The organism is Natrinema sp. DC36 (assembly GCF_020405225.1).
Taxonomy (GTDB): domain Archaea; phylum Halobacteriota; class Halobacteria; order Halobacteriales; family Natrialbaceae; genus Natrinema.
This window is the reverse complement of record NZ_CP084472.1, coordinates 2,986,014-2,999,542: the sequence shown is the minus strand read 5'-3', so window position 1 is coordinate 2,999,542 and position 13,529 is coordinate 2,986,014. Positions and strand designations below refer to the sequence as shown.

Annotated in this window: 15 protein-coding genes; 9 read left to right on the top strand and 6 right to left on the bottom strand. The window is 63.3% G+C overall.

Annotated features, from left to right (window positions below):
- Positions 1 to 7 precede the first annotated feature (7 nt).
- The 4 genes from LDH74_RS15475 (at position 8) to LDH74_RS15460 (ending at position 4,910) form a co-directional block, all read left to right on the top strand.
- Entirely contained in the window at positions 8 to 2,479 is a 2,472-nt protein-coding gene (locus LDH74_RS15475; RefSeq protein WP_226039608.1) for a cbb3-type cytochrome c oxidase subunit I, read from the top strand.
- 103 nt (positions 2,480 to 2,582) lie between these two features.
- Positions 2,583 to 3,350, top strand: a complete 768-nt coding sequence (locus LDH74_RS15470) for a Nif3-like dinuclear metal center hexameric protein (protein ID WP_226039607.1) — start codon at positions 2,583 to 2,585, stop codon at positions 3,348 to 3,350.
- 110 nt (positions 3,351 to 3,460) lie between these two features.
- Positions 3,461 to 3,745 (top strand): hypothetical protein, encoded by a 285-nt coding sequence (locus LDH74_RS15465; RefSeq protein WP_226039606.1) that lies wholly within the window; start codon positions 3,461 to 3,463, stop codon positions 3,743 to 3,745.
- 85 nt (positions 3,746 to 3,830) lie between these two features.
- Positions 3,831 to 4,910 (top strand): deoxyhypusine synthase, encoded by a 1,080-nt coding sequence (locus LDH74_RS15460; RefSeq protein WP_226039605.1) that lies wholly within the window; start codon positions 3,831 to 3,833, stop codon positions 4,908 to 4,910.
- A 49-nt stretch (positions 4,911 to 4,959) separates the two neighbouring features.
- On the opposite strand, the gene LDH74_RS15455 is transcribed toward LDH74_RS15460, so the two are convergent.
- Together LDH74_RS15455 and LDH74_RS15450 are read right to left on the bottom strand one after the other, a co-directional pair.
- Positions 4,960 to 5,346 (bottom strand): pyridoxamine 5'-phosphate oxidase family protein, encoded by a 387-nt coding sequence (locus LDH74_RS15455; protein ID WP_226039604.1) that lies wholly within the window; start codon positions 5,344 to 5,346, stop codon positions 4,960 to 4,962.
- Between the two features lie 73 nt (positions 5,347 to 5,419).
- Entirely contained in the window at positions 5,420 to 6,100 is a 681-nt protein-coding gene (locus LDH74_RS15450; protein WP_226039603.1) for a glycosyltransferase, read from the bottom strand.
- Between the two features lie 283 nt (positions 6,101 to 6,383).
- On the opposite strand from LDH74_RS15450, the gene LDH74_RS15445 reads away from it, so the two are divergent.
- Positions 6,384 to 6,608 carry a hypothetical protein gene (locus LDH74_RS15445; RefSeq protein ID WP_226039602.1) on the top strand — a complete coding sequence of 75 codons (225 nt, stop codon included), beginning with the start codon at positions 6,384 to 6,386 and terminating at the stop codon, positions 6,606 to 6,608.
- A gap of 318 nt (positions 6,609 to 6,926) precedes the next feature.
- Here the strand turns inward: LDH74_RS15445 and LDH74_RS15440 are convergent, their stop codons facing one another.
- From LDH74_RS15440 to LDH74_RS15430, 3 genes are all read right to left on the bottom strand, one after another.
- Positions 6,927 to 7,922, bottom strand: a complete 996-nt coding sequence (locus LDH74_RS15440) for a linear amide C-N hydrolase (RefSeq protein WP_226039601.1) — start codon at positions 7,920 to 7,922, stop codon at positions 6,927 to 6,929.
- A 532-nt stretch (positions 7,923 to 8,454) separates the two neighbouring features.
- Positions 8,455 to 9,177 (bottom strand): aspartate/glutamate racemase family protein, encoded by a 723-nt coding sequence (locus LDH74_RS15435; RefSeq protein WP_226039600.1) that lies wholly within the window; start codon positions 9,175 to 9,177, stop codon positions 8,455 to 8,457.
- Between the two features lie 118 nt (positions 9,178 to 9,295).
- Positions 9,296 to 9,850: a hypothetical protein gene (locus LDH74_RS15430; protein WP_226039599.1), complete on the bottom strand. Its 555-nt coding sequence runs from the start codon at positions 9,848 to 9,850 to the stop codon at positions 9,296 to 9,298.
- A 7-nt stretch (positions 9,851 to 9,857) separates the two neighbouring features.
- Between LDH74_RS15430 and LDH74_RS15425 the strand changes: the two genes are divergently transcribed.
- Positions 9,858 to 10,508 carry a hypothetical protein gene (locus LDH74_RS15425; RefSeq protein WP_226039598.1) on the top strand — a complete coding sequence of 217 codons (651 nt, stop codon included), beginning with the start codon at positions 9,858 to 9,860 and terminating at the stop codon, positions 10,506 to 10,508.
- A 140-nt stretch (positions 10,509 to 10,648) separates the two neighbouring features.
- On the opposite strand, the gene LDH74_RS15420 is transcribed toward LDH74_RS15425, so the two are convergent.
- The gene (locus tag LDH74_RS15420; RefSeq protein ID WP_226039597.1) at positions 10,649 to 11,431 is read right to left on the bottom strand and encodes a MarR family transcriptional regulator; all 783 of its coding nucleotides are present in this window, start codon (positions 11,429 to 11,431) and stop codon (positions 10,649 to 10,651) included.
- Between the two features lie 251 nt (positions 11,432 to 11,682).
- Here LDH74_RS15420 and LDH74_RS15415 point away from each other — a divergent pair, with 251 nt between their 5' ends.
- Genes LDH74_RS15415 through LDH74_RS15405 form a run of 3 tightly spaced genes read left to right on the top strand, consistent with a single transcriptional unit; the run spans position 11,683 to position 13,444 of the window.
- The gene (locus tag LDH74_RS15415; protein WP_226039596.1) at positions 11,683 to 12,117 is read left to right on the top strand and encodes a hypothetical protein; all 435 of its coding nucleotides are present in this window, start codon (positions 11,683 to 11,685) and stop codon (positions 12,115 to 12,117) included.
- A gap of 9 nt (positions 12,118 to 12,126) precedes the next feature.
- The gene (locus LDH74_RS15410; protein ID WP_226039595.1) at positions 12,127 to 12,675 is read left to right on the top strand and encodes a hypothetical protein; all 549 of its coding nucleotides are present in this window, start codon (positions 12,127 to 12,129) and stop codon (positions 12,673 to 12,675) included.
- 22 nt (positions 12,676 to 12,697) lie between these two features.
- Positions 12,698 to 13,444, top strand: a complete 747-nt coding sequence (locus tag LDH74_RS15405) for a hypothetical protein (RefSeq protein WP_226039594.1) — start codon at positions 12,698 to 12,700, stop codon at positions 13,442 to 13,444.
- Positions 13,445 to 13,529: the final 85 nt, after the last annotated feature.

The window sequence follows — 13,529 nt, the reverse complement described above, 5'->3', positions numbered from 1 at the left end:
GGGTTCGATGAGTGATTTTCCACCGCGGACGACGATCAAGCGGTGGCTGGTGACGACCAATCACAAGGACGTCGGCCTTCTCTATCTGGCGACGGCGCTGTTCTTCCTCGTCGCCGGCGGCGTCCTCGCATTGCTGTTTCGCGCTCACCTCTGGGAGTTCGGCGGCACCGGACTCCTCACCAACACCGAGTACAATCAGTCGGTCTCGATCCACGGGCTGTTGATGGTGTTCTGGTTCATCTCGCCCTTTGGCTTCGGCTTCGCGAACTATATCGTCCCGCTCCAGATCGGGGCGAAGGATCTTGCCTTCCCGCGGTTGAACGCGCTGAGCTACTGGTTCTACCTGTTTTCGGGACTCCTCGTCCTGTTCTCGTTCTTTCAGGGGACGACGTGGGCCAACGGTTGGTACATGTACGCGCCGCTGAACGTGCCGATCTACAACCCCGGCTACACGCTGACGATGGGTGGTAACACGACGATTCTCGCGTTAGCCCTGTTTACCATGTCGGTCACCCTCGGCTCGGTGAATTTCCTGACGACGATCCACCGCTGTCGCGCCGAGGGAATGGGTACGTGGAACATGCCGCTGTTCACGTGGGCGACGCTGCTGACCGTCTGGATGATGCTCTTTGCCTTCGCGGCGCTGCTGGCCGCGCTGATCCTCATGCTCACTGACCGTCTCCTGCTCACGCAGTACTTCTCCTCACCGGAGCAGGGCTCGAGCCTGCTGTGGGCACACATCTTCTGGTTCTTCGGGCATCCGGAGGTCTACATCGTCTTCTTCCCCGCGCTGGGGATCATCTTCGAGACGTTCCAAACCTTCTGCGGTCGGCGGCTCGTCGGGCGGAAGTGGGTCATCATCGCGATGGTGCTCGTCGCGGTGCAGTCCTTCCTGGTCTGGATGCACCACATGTTCCTGACGACGATCAACCTCCCGATCAAGACGCTCTTTATGGCGACGACGATCGGCATCTCGCTGCCCTTCGACCTGATGGTCTTCGCGCTGATCTACACGATGGTTAAGGGCCGCGTGCGCTTTACGACGCCGTTCCTGTTTAATCTCGGCGCGCTCGTGCTGTTCATCATCGGCGGGATCACCGGCGTCTTCCTCGGTGCCGTCGTGCTGGACTACTCGTTCCGCGGGACCTACTGGGTCGTCGCGCACTTCCACTACGTCATGGTTGCGGGGGTCACCGCGCTGATCGGCGGCCTCTACTACTGGTGGCCCAAGTTCACCGGAAAAATGTACGACGAACGGCTCGGAAAGCTCAGCTTCGCCGTCTACTTCGTCGGTTTCAACCTGCTGTACTTCCCGATGTTCCTCGCCTGGGAGACGCCCCGTCGCGTCTTCCACTTCCCGGAGGGGACCGAACTCTACCACCAGATGGCGACTGTCGGGGCCTTCGTCATCGCCACGTCGGTCCTGCTCGTCTTCATCACGCTCGCGAAGAGTTTCGTCTCGGGCCCCGACGCGCCCGATAACCCGTGGGCGTACTCGCGGACCGCCGAGTGGGCGACCACGTCGCCGCCGCCGCTCGAGAACTGGCCGAACCGGCCCAGCTATGCGAGCGGGGAGCTCCAGTTCGTCGACGACGCGACGGCAGCCGACGGCGGTGCGGTCGCTCACGAGCGAACCGGACAGGCCGAGCCGCTCGAGGCGGACCACGAGGATCACGCGAGTATCTGGCCGTTCGGAATCGGAATCGGCATGTTCGTCACGTTCCTCGGCCTGTCGGGACTGACGCCCTTCGTCGTCGACTTCGCGACCGCACGTGGCGTGGAACTCGCCGGGAACACCGCCGGATCGGAGAACATCCTCTACCCCGTGCTTTCGCTCGTCGGCGTCGGCATCCTGGGAGTCACGCTCTTCGAGTACGGGCGCGAGGAGTTCAACGCACCCGAGATGGCCATCGCCGAGCGCTGGCCGTTCGAGGGGGTCGGCACGACGAAGACCGGCGTCTGGTTCTTCCTGGCCTCGGACGTCGTCGTCTTCGGTGCCGTCATCGGGGCGTACGTGTTCATACGGCTCCACACCGGCTGGGGCGAGATCGAGACCGTGCCGCCGTCGGCGACGATCGGTCTGATCAACACCTACGTACTGCTCACCTCGAGTTTCACGGTCATCCTCGCGCTGGTGATGGCCGAACGCGGGAACAAGCGCGGGCTGCTGGCGTCGATGGCGGTCACGCTGCTACTCGGACTCACGTTCCTCTCCGTCAAGGGCTACGAGTGGAGTCTGGAGTTCGCCCACGATATCTACTGGTTCACCGACCTCCAGTATTCGATGTACTTCGTGACGACCGGCCTCCACGCGCTCCACGTCATCCTCGGCCTGCTCATCGCGGCGTTCATGATCTACCGGATCGTGACCGTCGACGCCTACCTCGAGGACGATCGACCGGTCGAGTACTTCGGGCTCTACTGGCACTTCGTCGACATCGTCTGGGTGATCCTCTTCCCGCTGTTCTACCTGATGTAGCGCGCCCCTCTTCCGCTTTTTCCGCACGCGGCGGTCGCCCGAACCGCCCCGGTCCCGCTGGGAATCAGCCGGATACAAGGGGTCCGCCGTCGAACGGCGGAACATGAACCTCTCGAGCGTCGTCGATCGACTCGACGAAGAGCTTCGAACCGCAGACTACGCCGACGTCGACGCCAGCGCGAACGGGCTGCAGGTCGGCCCGGAGGAGGCCGATATCGATCGCGTCGCGTTCGCCGTCGACGGCGTCCGCGAAACGGTAGACCGCGCCGTCGAGGCCGACGCGGACCTGCTGGTCGTCCACCACGGGCTCTCGTGGGGCGGCTTCGACCGCGTGACCGGCCGCACGTACGACCGAATCGCGCCCCTGATCGAGAACGACCTCGCGCTGTACGTCTCGCACCTCCCGCTGGACGGGCACCCGGAACTGGGCAACGCCGCCGGCGTCGCCGACCTGCTCGGACTCGAGAACCGCGCTCCCTTCGGCGAACTCGGCTCCGAGCACATCGGCCAGCGCGGAACGGCAGCTGGTTCCTACACCCCTGACGAGCTCCAAGAGCGCCTCGAGACCAATCTGGATACCGGCGGCCAGCCCGTCCAGCACCTCGCTTTTGGCCCCGACAAGATCGAGGATGTCGCAATCGTCACCGGCAGCGGGGTCGACTGGCTCGACGAGGCCGTCGACGCCGGCGCGGACGCGCTGGTGACCGGCGAGGGGAAAGGAAAGGCCTACCACGAGGCCCGTGAAGCCGGGATTCACGTCTTCCTCGCGGGTCACTACGCGACGGAGACGTTCGGCGTGCGTTCGCTGCGGGATCTGGTCGAGGAGTGGGGGCACGAGACGACCTTCCTCGACGTGCCGACGGGACTGTAGCACCGGTCCCTGGATCCGGCTCGGGGGAGTCGACGCCGGTCGCGGGGATGGGTGAAATCCCTCTTTCAGGTACCCCGTCCGTTATGTCAGACGCGTCGAAACGACGCGTCGTGGCTTCGTCATCGACACTGCCGACGACTCTCTCAGTATCGACCTACGTCGAGGAGGGCGCTCGTATCGCCGCGATCTTGCTCGTCTGGGGCGTTATCGCCGCGTTTTTCGCCTACGGCATCGCCGAGATCGGCGGGCCGGGGAGCCTCTTCGAAACGATCGGTCCCCAACTCGGCGCGCTCTTCGCACTGACCGGACTGCTCAACGCGATCCTCTATCTCCTGTATCGCACCGTCGATTACTGGCGACGGAGCGTGACGGGGGCGCTCGAGCCCGAGGGGTGACACGGAGTCGAAACCGATCATCGGCGGACCAGCGAGACGGAGCTGGACCGCGACGTTCAAACCGCTCGCCCGCCCACTCGAGGACATGAGCGACGAGCACGAGGGCGACAACGGGAGCGACGCTCCCGACGCCGGCGACGAGGCGAACGACCACCACGACCCCGACCGGGAGACCTTCTCGCACGACCCGATCGGCCACGCCGAGGTCCGCGCCGGAATGACGGTCGGCGAACTCGCGGACGAGTACGGCAACGCGGGCGTCGGCGCGGCGGACCTCCACGAGGCCGTCGACGTCACCGAAGCGATGTTCGATGACGACGTGACCGTCTTCTTCGGCCTCGCGGGCGCGATGGTCCCGACGGGGATGCGAGCGATCGTCGCCGACCTGATTCGGGACGGCTACATCGACGTCCTCGTCACGACCGGCGCGAACCTCACGCACGATTCCATCGAGGCCATCGGCGGGAAACACCACCACGGCGCGGTCCACGCCGAGGGAAAGACCGAACGGGAACACGACGAGACGCTGCGCGACGAGGGCGTCGACCGCATTTACAACGTCTATCTCCCCCAGGAGTTCTTCGCCGACTTCGAGTCGCACCTCCGCGAGGAGGTCTTCCCAGTGCTCGAGGCCGAATGCGAAGACGGGGACCTCGTCTCGATCCAGCGGCTCACGGAGGAACTCGGCCGGGCGAACGCCGAGGTGAACGAACGCGACGAGATCGCGGAAGACGCCGGGATCGCCGCCGCAGCGTCCGAGAACGACGTGCCGATCTACTGTCCCGCCATCCAGGACTCCGTGCTCGGCCTGCAGGCGTGGATGTACTCCCAGACGTCGGCCTTCTCGCTGGACGCGCTGGCTGACATGACGCCGCTGACTGACATCGCCTACCACGCGGAGGAAGCCGGTGCGTTCGTCGTCGGCGGCGGCGTTCCCAAGAACTTCACCCTCCAGACGATGCTCGTCTCGCCCGACGCCTACGATTACGCCGTCCAGCTGACGATGGACCCCAAACAGACCGGCGGCCTCTCCGGCGCGACGCTGGACGAGGCCCGCTCGTGGGGCAAACTCGAAAAAGATGCCGAGAACGTCTCGGTGTACGCCGACGCGACGATCACGCTGCCCCTCGTGGTCGCCGCCGCTCGAGAACGGCTCGAAAACTGATTTCACGGCGCTCGAGGGAGCGATAGCGCCTCCCTCGTTCGAGCGCTCATCAGTACGTCTGGTACGTCGCCGAGCCGACCTCGATCCGGACCAGCGTGTTTTCGGCGTACGCGTCGGACTCCGCGTCGTACTTCTCGTTGATCCGGCGGCGAGCCGCGGCCGTCTCGCTTTCGTCGTCGACGACCGTCGCCGTGCCGAGTAGCGATACCATCCACTGCGCGTGCCCCGCCTCGTCGTTCTGTACCGAGATGGCGACCCGCGGATTCTTCCTGATATTCGCCAGCTTCCGACCAGTTGTCACGATCTCGACGACGCCGTCCGCGTACCGGTACCAGACCGGCGCGACGTGGGGCCGTCCCTCGGCGCAGGTTCCCAGATGGGCCATCAGCGGCTCGCTCTCGAGCAGGCGTTCCGCCTCCGGTGGTACGTTCGACACGATGGTATCGGCCACGCCGAGCGGTAAAAGAGTGGGACCTCGAAGCGGCAGGTTGCGAGCGATCGGGCCTCGATCAGTACTCCGCTCTGAGCCGCTCGAGGTCGAGTCGCGCGTAATGCCACAGCGTCCCCGTCAACCCGTCCTCGGAGATTCGCCGGCCCGAACTTTCGACCAGCACGGTCGGGCAGTAGGCCGTCGGGTAGCGGCGCGCGAGCCGTCGGCTGAATGCCGTGTCCTCGTTCGACACGTCGGGAAAGCCACCGATCTCCTCGAAGGCCCGCCGGTGGACGAAGCAGTTGAACCCCGGCAGGATCGGCCGCTCGAGCCGCGAGAAGACGTGGTTGATCGTCACTTCCATGAGCTTCGCTCGGCGGGGACCGGTGATCCGACAGTAGGAACTGGCGGCCGCGAGCGTGTTGGCCTCGACGAAGCCGAGCAGTTCGGTGAGATAGTTCGCCCGCACCCGCGTGTCCGCATCGACGAAGGCCAGCCACTCGCCGGACGCGCGTTCGGCCCCGAGGTTCCGCGCCGCGGCGATCCCTCCGCCGGATTCGGGGACGACCGTCGCGTCGTATTCGCGGGCGATCTCTCGGGTCGTGTCGCTCGAGTCGCCGTCGACGACGAGTATCTCGTACTCGTAGGCCGTATCCAGCGCGGTCAGGCTCGCGAGGGTTCCCCGGAGGTAGTCCGCCTCGTTTCGCGCCGGCACCACGAAACTGACGTCTGCGTTGCCGTCGCGCTCGTCGCCAGTCATCAGTACTCGAGTGATTACGGGGACGGGTTCTCAAGCTATCGGACTTGTGCGGGCTGAAACGAGCGTCGACCCGCGGTTTGAGCGAGTCGGTGGCCGCGACAGACCGTGCGAACAGCTCCATGGCACTTGTTTTCAGGCAGCTACCCGCAGAGACCATATCTATCATGAACTTTTATAACCATGGGCTCAGTAGGGGTGAGTACAGATGTCGGTCGTACACGTAGCAGCCTGAATTCGTTGCCGACGAGTACCGATTTTCGACGATATCCCACACCCGACCGACATGAGCACACAACGCCTGCAGTCCACGACCGACGCCGAACCGACACCGAATCGAACCGCGACCCGAACGCAACCGGCTCCCTCGAGCGCCGTCACCGAGGACCCGCGAACGGCCACCGACCGCGCTCCCCGAACGTTCTCGCAGCAGAGTACGGGGCGACTCGAGAACCTGATCGACGAGTGGAACGCGGCTTTCGCGAACGAAGACGCGGGACGCGGCCGGTAAGGCCGAGGTTCGATATGGTTTTCGCTGCCGAATCCAAACCGTCTTTGGAGCGACGGCGGTAGGATCGCGTGGCCGATGACGATGCACCCGCTCCGAGCCGGACTCGGCATCCGGTGGTGACGAGCCCTATGAGTGCCGAGGCCTTCGATTCACTCGTTACGCTTGTACCACCGCCGTTTCTCGATTGGTTCCGCCACTCGAGAACGGCCGGTCGCCAACGTCACTAACTACCGATGTATCCGTAGTGACTACTCCCACGACTGAAGTCGTGGGCTTTCTCCTGCGTTCCATGTAAGAATGCGCCGGAAGCAGCTAGGATTAGCCCGATGGAGCCGGGACACCAAGAAACTCGAACGGCTCAGTCTCGACAAGTTCGTCGGCGACATCGCCGGCGAAGACGTTCGCCTGGTTCTCACCGAGCGACAGCGATCGAACTCCGGCATCGGCTTCGAAGTCGATCCCGTCGAGGTCCAGCCAGAAAACGTTCGGTGAGAGCGCCGACTCGAAGTAGTAGCGTCGGTCACGGTGATCGGCGACCGTGCGCCAACGCGTCGAGGAGATATGCGGTGCGTCCGGCGTACTGATCCCGTACGGCACGGAGACGTTGCGGAGCGCGCCGAAGACGCTCGCCGTTGCGGTTCGACGGTTCTGGGTCTGTGGGATCGCGTTCACGTAGAAACTCGCGCGGGCGAATCGGTCAGCCGGACGATTCGTCCCCGGTAGCATGACTGTTCCGCCGATCTCCGACCAATACTCGTCGAGTGCGAGTTGTTGGTCGAACGTCGGGGAATTCGTCATCACCTGATACTTCCGACCGTGGTGGATCGTCAACTCGCCGTCGACGTACTCGAGGATGGCACTGTCACCCGTGGCGTCCGAGATGGACAGGTGGAGGGTGGCCAACCGGCCTTCGTCCGGGATTTCGTCGGAAACGACCACGAATTCTTCGTTCCGGTGGTTCTCGACTGCCTCGGCCACCGTCGCGAAGTTGTCGAGGACGTACTGCGCCCACAGCGAAATCGACAGTCCAGGTCTGTCGCCATCCCACTCGGGATAGTCGGATTCGGTGAGCCACAGGACGTTCGCGACTAGACCCGCCTCGTTCATCCCGTCGGTCGTCGCGATGTCGTACGCGGATGCGACGACACTGCCGTACTCGGCGGTCCACCGTATCGAGGCAGGACCGACTTCGCCCGTTCGCTCCATTCCGCGTGGGAAGCCCCAAATGTTCGTTCCGATCTTGCCGTGCCAGTCCATCGACCGGCCAGTGAGCACGATATTCTCGGGTCCGAGATACACTAATCGCGTACACATCTACGGTCTCCCTCCGGTCTCTCGGCCGTTGTGTGCCATAGGCCAGAACATAATTCTGCCCTACTTCGATCAGGAACATAAGTTGCATTCGGTCCGAACTGATACGTCCTGGTTGGGCAGGCGTTAGTCTCTCGAGTTCGGAAACGAGCACAATAGTAATATCTATGACGTGTACGATGTGGCTCTCTTGGTCCGTAATCACATACGGAATTGACTTGACCGTCGGCAGCAGGTCTGCGTGCGCGGTGCTGGTACCGAGAGTTCTATAAATCGCCCTAGCGCGTGTCGTCTATAGTCTCAACCGTGCTGTCAGACAGTGAAATCAGCCGGCGTATGACGATTCACCTACCCCAGAAATTTGTGCGATAAGGCGTACGTAGCCGTCCTCGTTCTCGAGTGGTCCTGTCGGCTAACGTCTTCAGATCAAAATCTGATTCACTTCAAGAATACGTGTAAGCCGTTCCTGTTCGAGTGCCGAGGCCACCGATGTACATGTACCACATCCTTTGATCGGCTGGCGTGACCGGGAGCCTCAATCGTCGAGGACGGGGCGAAGACTCCGCTCGACGGCACGGTCGACGTGAAGTGCAGTCGTATCGAACAGCGGGATCTCGGGGCAGTCCCGTTGCTCGACCAGGAGCTCGATTTCGGTACACCCGAGGACGATTCCCCGGGCACCCTTCTCGACCAGACCGTCAATCACGTCGAGATATCGCCCTCGAGACTCCTCTCGCACCTGTCCAGTCGTCAGTTCCTCGAAGATGATCCGGTCGACGGCTTCGCGGTCGTCGATACCGGGCACGACCGTTTCGACTCCGCGCGAGCCGAACCGCTCGTGGTAGAACGCCCCCTCCATCACGGCTTTCGTCCCAAGCACCCCGACCGTCTCGACCCCGTCGGCGCGGATCGCATCAACCGCGGCGTCGACGATGTGGAGAAACGGGATCGACAGCTCGTCGACGAGTCGCGGAGCGACGCGATGCATTGTGTTCGTCGCCATGACGACGAAGTCGGCACCGCCGGCTTCTAGATCGAGCGCCGCGTCGACCAGTAGCTCACCCGCCTCTTCCCACCGTTGGTCCCGAATACAGCGTTCGATCCGGGCGAAGTTAACGCTGCGAATGAGGATGTCACCCGCGTTGTGCCCGCCGAGCGCATCGTTTACTTTGCGATCAATGAGCCGGTAGTACGTCCGAGTCGACTCGCTGCTCATTCCGCCGAGGATGCCGATCGTCTGGGGTTCTGTGAAGGACATTCGACTGCCACTCGCCGTCAGTTCTACGTCCCTCCGTTTAGCGATATCTGAATGCACGTCGGACCGGACCAGAACTGTCGTTCCCGGAAATCGGCGCATTCGAATTCGAGTGGGGAAGCTACGGTCGGTCGGGGAACAGCGCGAGGTGGCTGATGATGATTCGACTCTCCAGCCCACCTGCCAACGCGCCCGAGAGGACCCCGATGGTGCTGATGAACGCACCGGTCCGGACGAGATCGATGAAGCCCACGGTCGGCTCCTCCAGGCTCGGCCAGTTGGACATCAGATTCGGCGGGAAGACGACCAGTTCGATGACGAGGATGATCGTCCACACGAGTCCGAATAAGCCGATCATCGCCAGCAGGAGGACGAAAAAGACCGTGACGTTAACCAGAGCCGTGTGTTCGGTGACGATCCGATGTCGCTTCCGCGGGAAGGAGAGGTTCTGGACGAACAGGAGATAGAGCGTCGCAGTGACGATACTGACGGTCGCGAACAGCGCTGCCGTCACGTTGCTCATGTGGAAGCCGACGTCCCAGGATTCGGCGCTGAAGACGATGACGAGCGTCGGTGCCAGCGCGGCCGTCGATAGCTTCGGTAACGAGAGCGGCAACAACGGTGCTCGGCTGTTCTCGAGCGCCTGCAGGATCCGGTCCGGGGTTTCGGACGGCACTGGCCGCGTGGAAGGTCAGCCGCTCTCCCGGACCGCGCGGGCGGGCCTCAGCCGCGGAGAGCTCCGCGGCGATCCGATGGAGATCCCGCTCGACGTCCGCGTCGATCGGCGGAACGGCCCGTCGTTCCGGATCGAATCGGAACGGCTCCATGACGCCCCCGTCGGCGTCGCGATGGCGAGCGCCCAGCATGTGCCCGACGAGGTGGACCACGAGCGTCGCCGTATTCCAGCGGACGGCGGCGTCCTCGAGCGAGCGTCGCGGTTCGTTGCGGGGCGCACTGCGGAGGGTGTTCGTCGAGACGATCGCGACGCGAGAGAGCGGCGACGCCAGTCCGGGGACGAACCGCTCCGTGCTCGAGACGAGCGGAACGTCCGTCACGACGAAGACGAAGTCGTACGGCCCCTCGACCATCTGGTGTGTGGCGCGGTCGAGGAACTCCGAGGGCCGTCGCCTGTCATTGTCTGCGAGCGCGACCGCGTCCTCGAGGTAGAACCGCCAGGTAACGTCCGTGACCGACGCGAGTTCGTCGACCGTATCTTCGGCAGCTTGCGTCGCAAACGACTGGAGCCGGCCCGGGTCGGTTCCCGGTGCGTGCGCGACCAGCACCCCCACGTCGATCTGCAGCCCGGTCGCCCCCTCGCACTCGGCTGCCACTAGCGTCGGATCGTCGCGGTCGCCCGATCGAGAACGACACATCGTCCGACGGTTCATCGTGGACGTTCTTAACGGCTGGTGGCGACAGCTCCGTGTGAGTACCGTGCGACAGACAGACCCCGCCCTGCCGAATTCGAGGCGTGTTACAACCGAGAGAGGTCGAACTTCTCCGTGAGGGGAGTCGCTTCGGTGCGATATTTCGTATAGACACCTTCGGCCCACTCGCGTGCGGTCTGTGAATCGGTATCGACGTACGTGCGTAGCAGACCCGTCTCATCGTCGTAGATGCCGACTCCGATTCGGTCGTCACAGAGCGTTAGACCGAACGGGATGTCATCGTGGATCCAAAACGTCAGATTTCCGTTTCCGATGACTGTGCGTGCCCGTTCCGGGTTCGACGTAAGGATCTCCTCGAGTACCGCCGACGGATAGACGGCCTCCGTTTCCATCCCGGCATTGATGCGGTCGGACAACTCGTCTATGTGCAGCGGGTTGATGGTCGCCGGGTCGAGCCCCCGCAACGTCTCAGTCGCTTTCACCAGCGACATGAATCGATTCACCGGGCGATAGGGATCCCCGGGTGCAGCGGTCGTCACGGTCGCGTCCGTGAACGCCGCGATATCGATGTCGATGTCGTGAGCGGCCGCTGTGTGGAGGATGGGGGCGAGTTCCGACGCTGCCTCGATCGTCGACTGAAATTCGGCGACCTCCGCAGCGGTTACCTCACCGAACGGCGTGAGGACGAACTCTCCGTCGGTGCGTTCGATCAAGCCACTGTCCCTGAGCGATCGGGTGAATCGGTGGACGGTCGATCGAGAGACGTTCAGGCGTTGTTCTAACTCTCGTCGATCTATCCCACCTTCCTCGCGGAGCGCGTCGAGTACCGGCTTTTGCCTGACGATTTCGATGAGTCCCTCGGCATCCATTCGCACGCTGATAGTGACTCATGATGATATTAAGTCCATTGGTCAGTTATCGATTTCGCGGCAGTGAGACGGGCAACTCGCTTCTCTGGCCGCTATATCGAGAGAAACTGCACCACCTGCCGAACGTCGTCTCACGATTTGAGACGATGTCACCGGCTGAAATGATCCCACTCGGTTCATATAACCGACTGTCGCGCCTGCTGACTGGTACTGGAGAGGGAATGACAACGGATCCTTCACCGATACCACCAATGGAAAGCAATACACAAGACGTCGATATCGAGGCCGAACGCGCGACGGAAGCAGCGGAAACCGAATCGGGGCTCGAGCCGAACATCGCGGGGGCGCTCTCGTATCTGTTCGGATTTATCACGGGACTGCTCTTCTTCGTGATCGAAGGGGACAACCGGTTCGTGCGGTTTCACGCCGCCCAGAGCATGGTCGTGTCGGGCCTGTTCGTCCTGGCGTATATCGCGGTGAGCGTCGTCGGGACGATCCTCACGATTCTGTTCGCCAGTATGAACACGTTCATCGTCGGGAGCATCATCTCGTTGTTCCTCGGGCTGATCTGGCTGGGACTCGCGCTCGGCGGGTTCGCGATCTGGGCCTACCTCGTAGTCACGTCCTACCGAGGCGAGACGATCCGCCTGCCCGTAGTCGCTGGAATCGCCGACAAGCTGGTCTGAGGTGACGGCGTGCCCACGAATCGGGAGGAAACGGAGAATACGGCAGGACGAGCGAGTGATCGCCGAGCGAATGGGACCGGCGACGATGAGATGGACGGAGTGGGATCGACACCGCCGTTCGAGACGTACGCCGACGACGAGTACGGCTACCGACTCGCGTATCCGACGACCTGGTCCGCGAAGACGGAGCCTGCGGGCGGGGCGTCGTTTGACGACCGGACGGGCTCGGGCGGCGCGACCGTCTCCGTCGACGAGGGCGTCACCCTCACGCTGGCGGACTACGTCGCGGACTTCCTCGAGGCCCTCGAGGTCGACGAGCACGTCCGAACGATCGAGCGCCTCGAGCGCCGAGATAGCGTCCTCGAGACCGGGGAGACGGGTCAGGTGATCGATTACGCCTACTGGGCCGAGCCCGACGGTGAGCGCTGGCGGCTCACGTACCGCTTCGTCCGCGAGGGCAAGACCGGGTACGTCCTCGGAGTGGACTGGAACGACGACGACGGACTCGACGAACTCGCCGCGCGAATCGTCGAGTCGTTCGCCGTCGAAACGAACTGAACGCGGAAGTACGACACGACACATGGACAAATCACGCGGACAATCCGGACTGGATCGATTCCCGAACACGAAACTGACTGCCCGCACCCTGCTGACGCTGGCGGTCGTCCTCTCGGTCGCCCTCGCGGGCTGTACCGGGATGGGCGGAGTCGGTGTCGGTGGAGACGGCGAAAACGATGGAACCGGCAGCAGTACTGGCGACGGTGACGACCTCAACTCGATGGTCGGTGCGGAAGACGACTGGTTCAACCTGAGTCGACCGGGCCACTACGCCTTCGACCTCGCGGGGATGGACGAGGAGACCGGCGAACAGGTCTCCGGGCAACTGGTATACGATATCGAGGACGCTGGCGAGGAGGTGACCGTGAGCGTCGACTACGAGTTCGGCGACGAGCAGTATCAATCGACGATAACCAGTCCCCGTGACGAGGTGATGGGGCAGCTGTTCCTCACACCCGCACACGCGCCGGTCTTGGCCCTCCAGAGCGCCTCCGTGCTCTACTACTTCGAGATGGGCTTTACGAACCCCGCGGTCGGTAACCGCAAACAGACCACCACCGACGAGGGGACCCAGATCACCGAGGTCACGGAGAAACGCTCCTACGCGGGGCTCGAGTGCGTCTTCGTCGAGACGACGGTCGACGGCGAACGCTCCCAGCAGAGCTGTCTCCGCGGCTCGGACGGCGGGAGTGCCCCCTACGTGGCCACCTACACAGAGGAGGGCGAACTCGAGCTCGAGGTCGAACTCGTCGAGTACGAGTCGAACTGAGTCGACTGATCGTCTCGAAGCGCGATCGACGGTACCGGTGTGGCACTGTTCGACCCCCGGCGTCAGTCCAGCGTTCTGGTGATCG

Excerpts from the sequence above, each read along its gene's own strand:
- LDH74_RS15475 (WP_226039608.1), top strand. The coding sequence starts at position 8 with ATGAGTGATTTTCCACCGCGGACGACGATCAAGCGGTGGCTGGTGACG.
- LDH74_RS15470 (WP_226039607.1), top strand. The coding sequence starts at position 2,583 with ATGAACCTCTCGAGCGTCGTCGATCGACTCGACGAAGAGCTTCGAACC.
- LDH74_RS15460 (WP_226039605.1), top strand. The coding sequence starts at position 3,831 with ATGAGCGACGAGCACGAGGGCGACAACGGGAGCGACGCTCCCGACGCC.
- LDH74_RS15450 (WP_226039603.1), bottom strand. The coding sequence starts at position 6,100 with ATGACTGGCGACGAGCGCGACGGCAACGCAGACGTCAGTTTCGTGGTG.
- LDH74_RS15445 (WP_226039602.1), top strand. The coding sequence starts at position 6,384 with ATGAGCACACAACGCCTGCAGTCCACGACCGACGCCGAACCGACACCG.
- LDH74_RS15440 (WP_226039601.1), bottom strand. The coding sequence starts at position 7,922 with ATGTGTACGCGATTAGTGTATCTCGGACCCGAGAATATCGTGCTCACT.
- LDH74_RS15435 (WP_226039600.1), bottom strand. The coding sequence starts at position 9,177 with ATGTCCTTCACAGAACCCCAGACGATCGGCATCCTCGGCGGAATGAGC.
- LDH74_RS15420 (WP_226039597.1), bottom strand. The coding sequence starts at position 11,431 with ATGGATGCCGAGGGACTCATCGAAATCGTCAGGCAAAAGCCGGTACTC.
- LDH74_RS15415 (WP_226039596.1), top strand. The coding sequence starts at position 11,683 with ATGGAAAGCAATACACAAGACGTCGATATCGAGGCCGAACGCGCGACG.
- LDH74_RS15405 (WP_226039594.1), top strand. The coding sequence starts at position 12,698 with ATGGACAAATCACGCGGACAATCCGGACTGGATCGATTCCCGAACACG.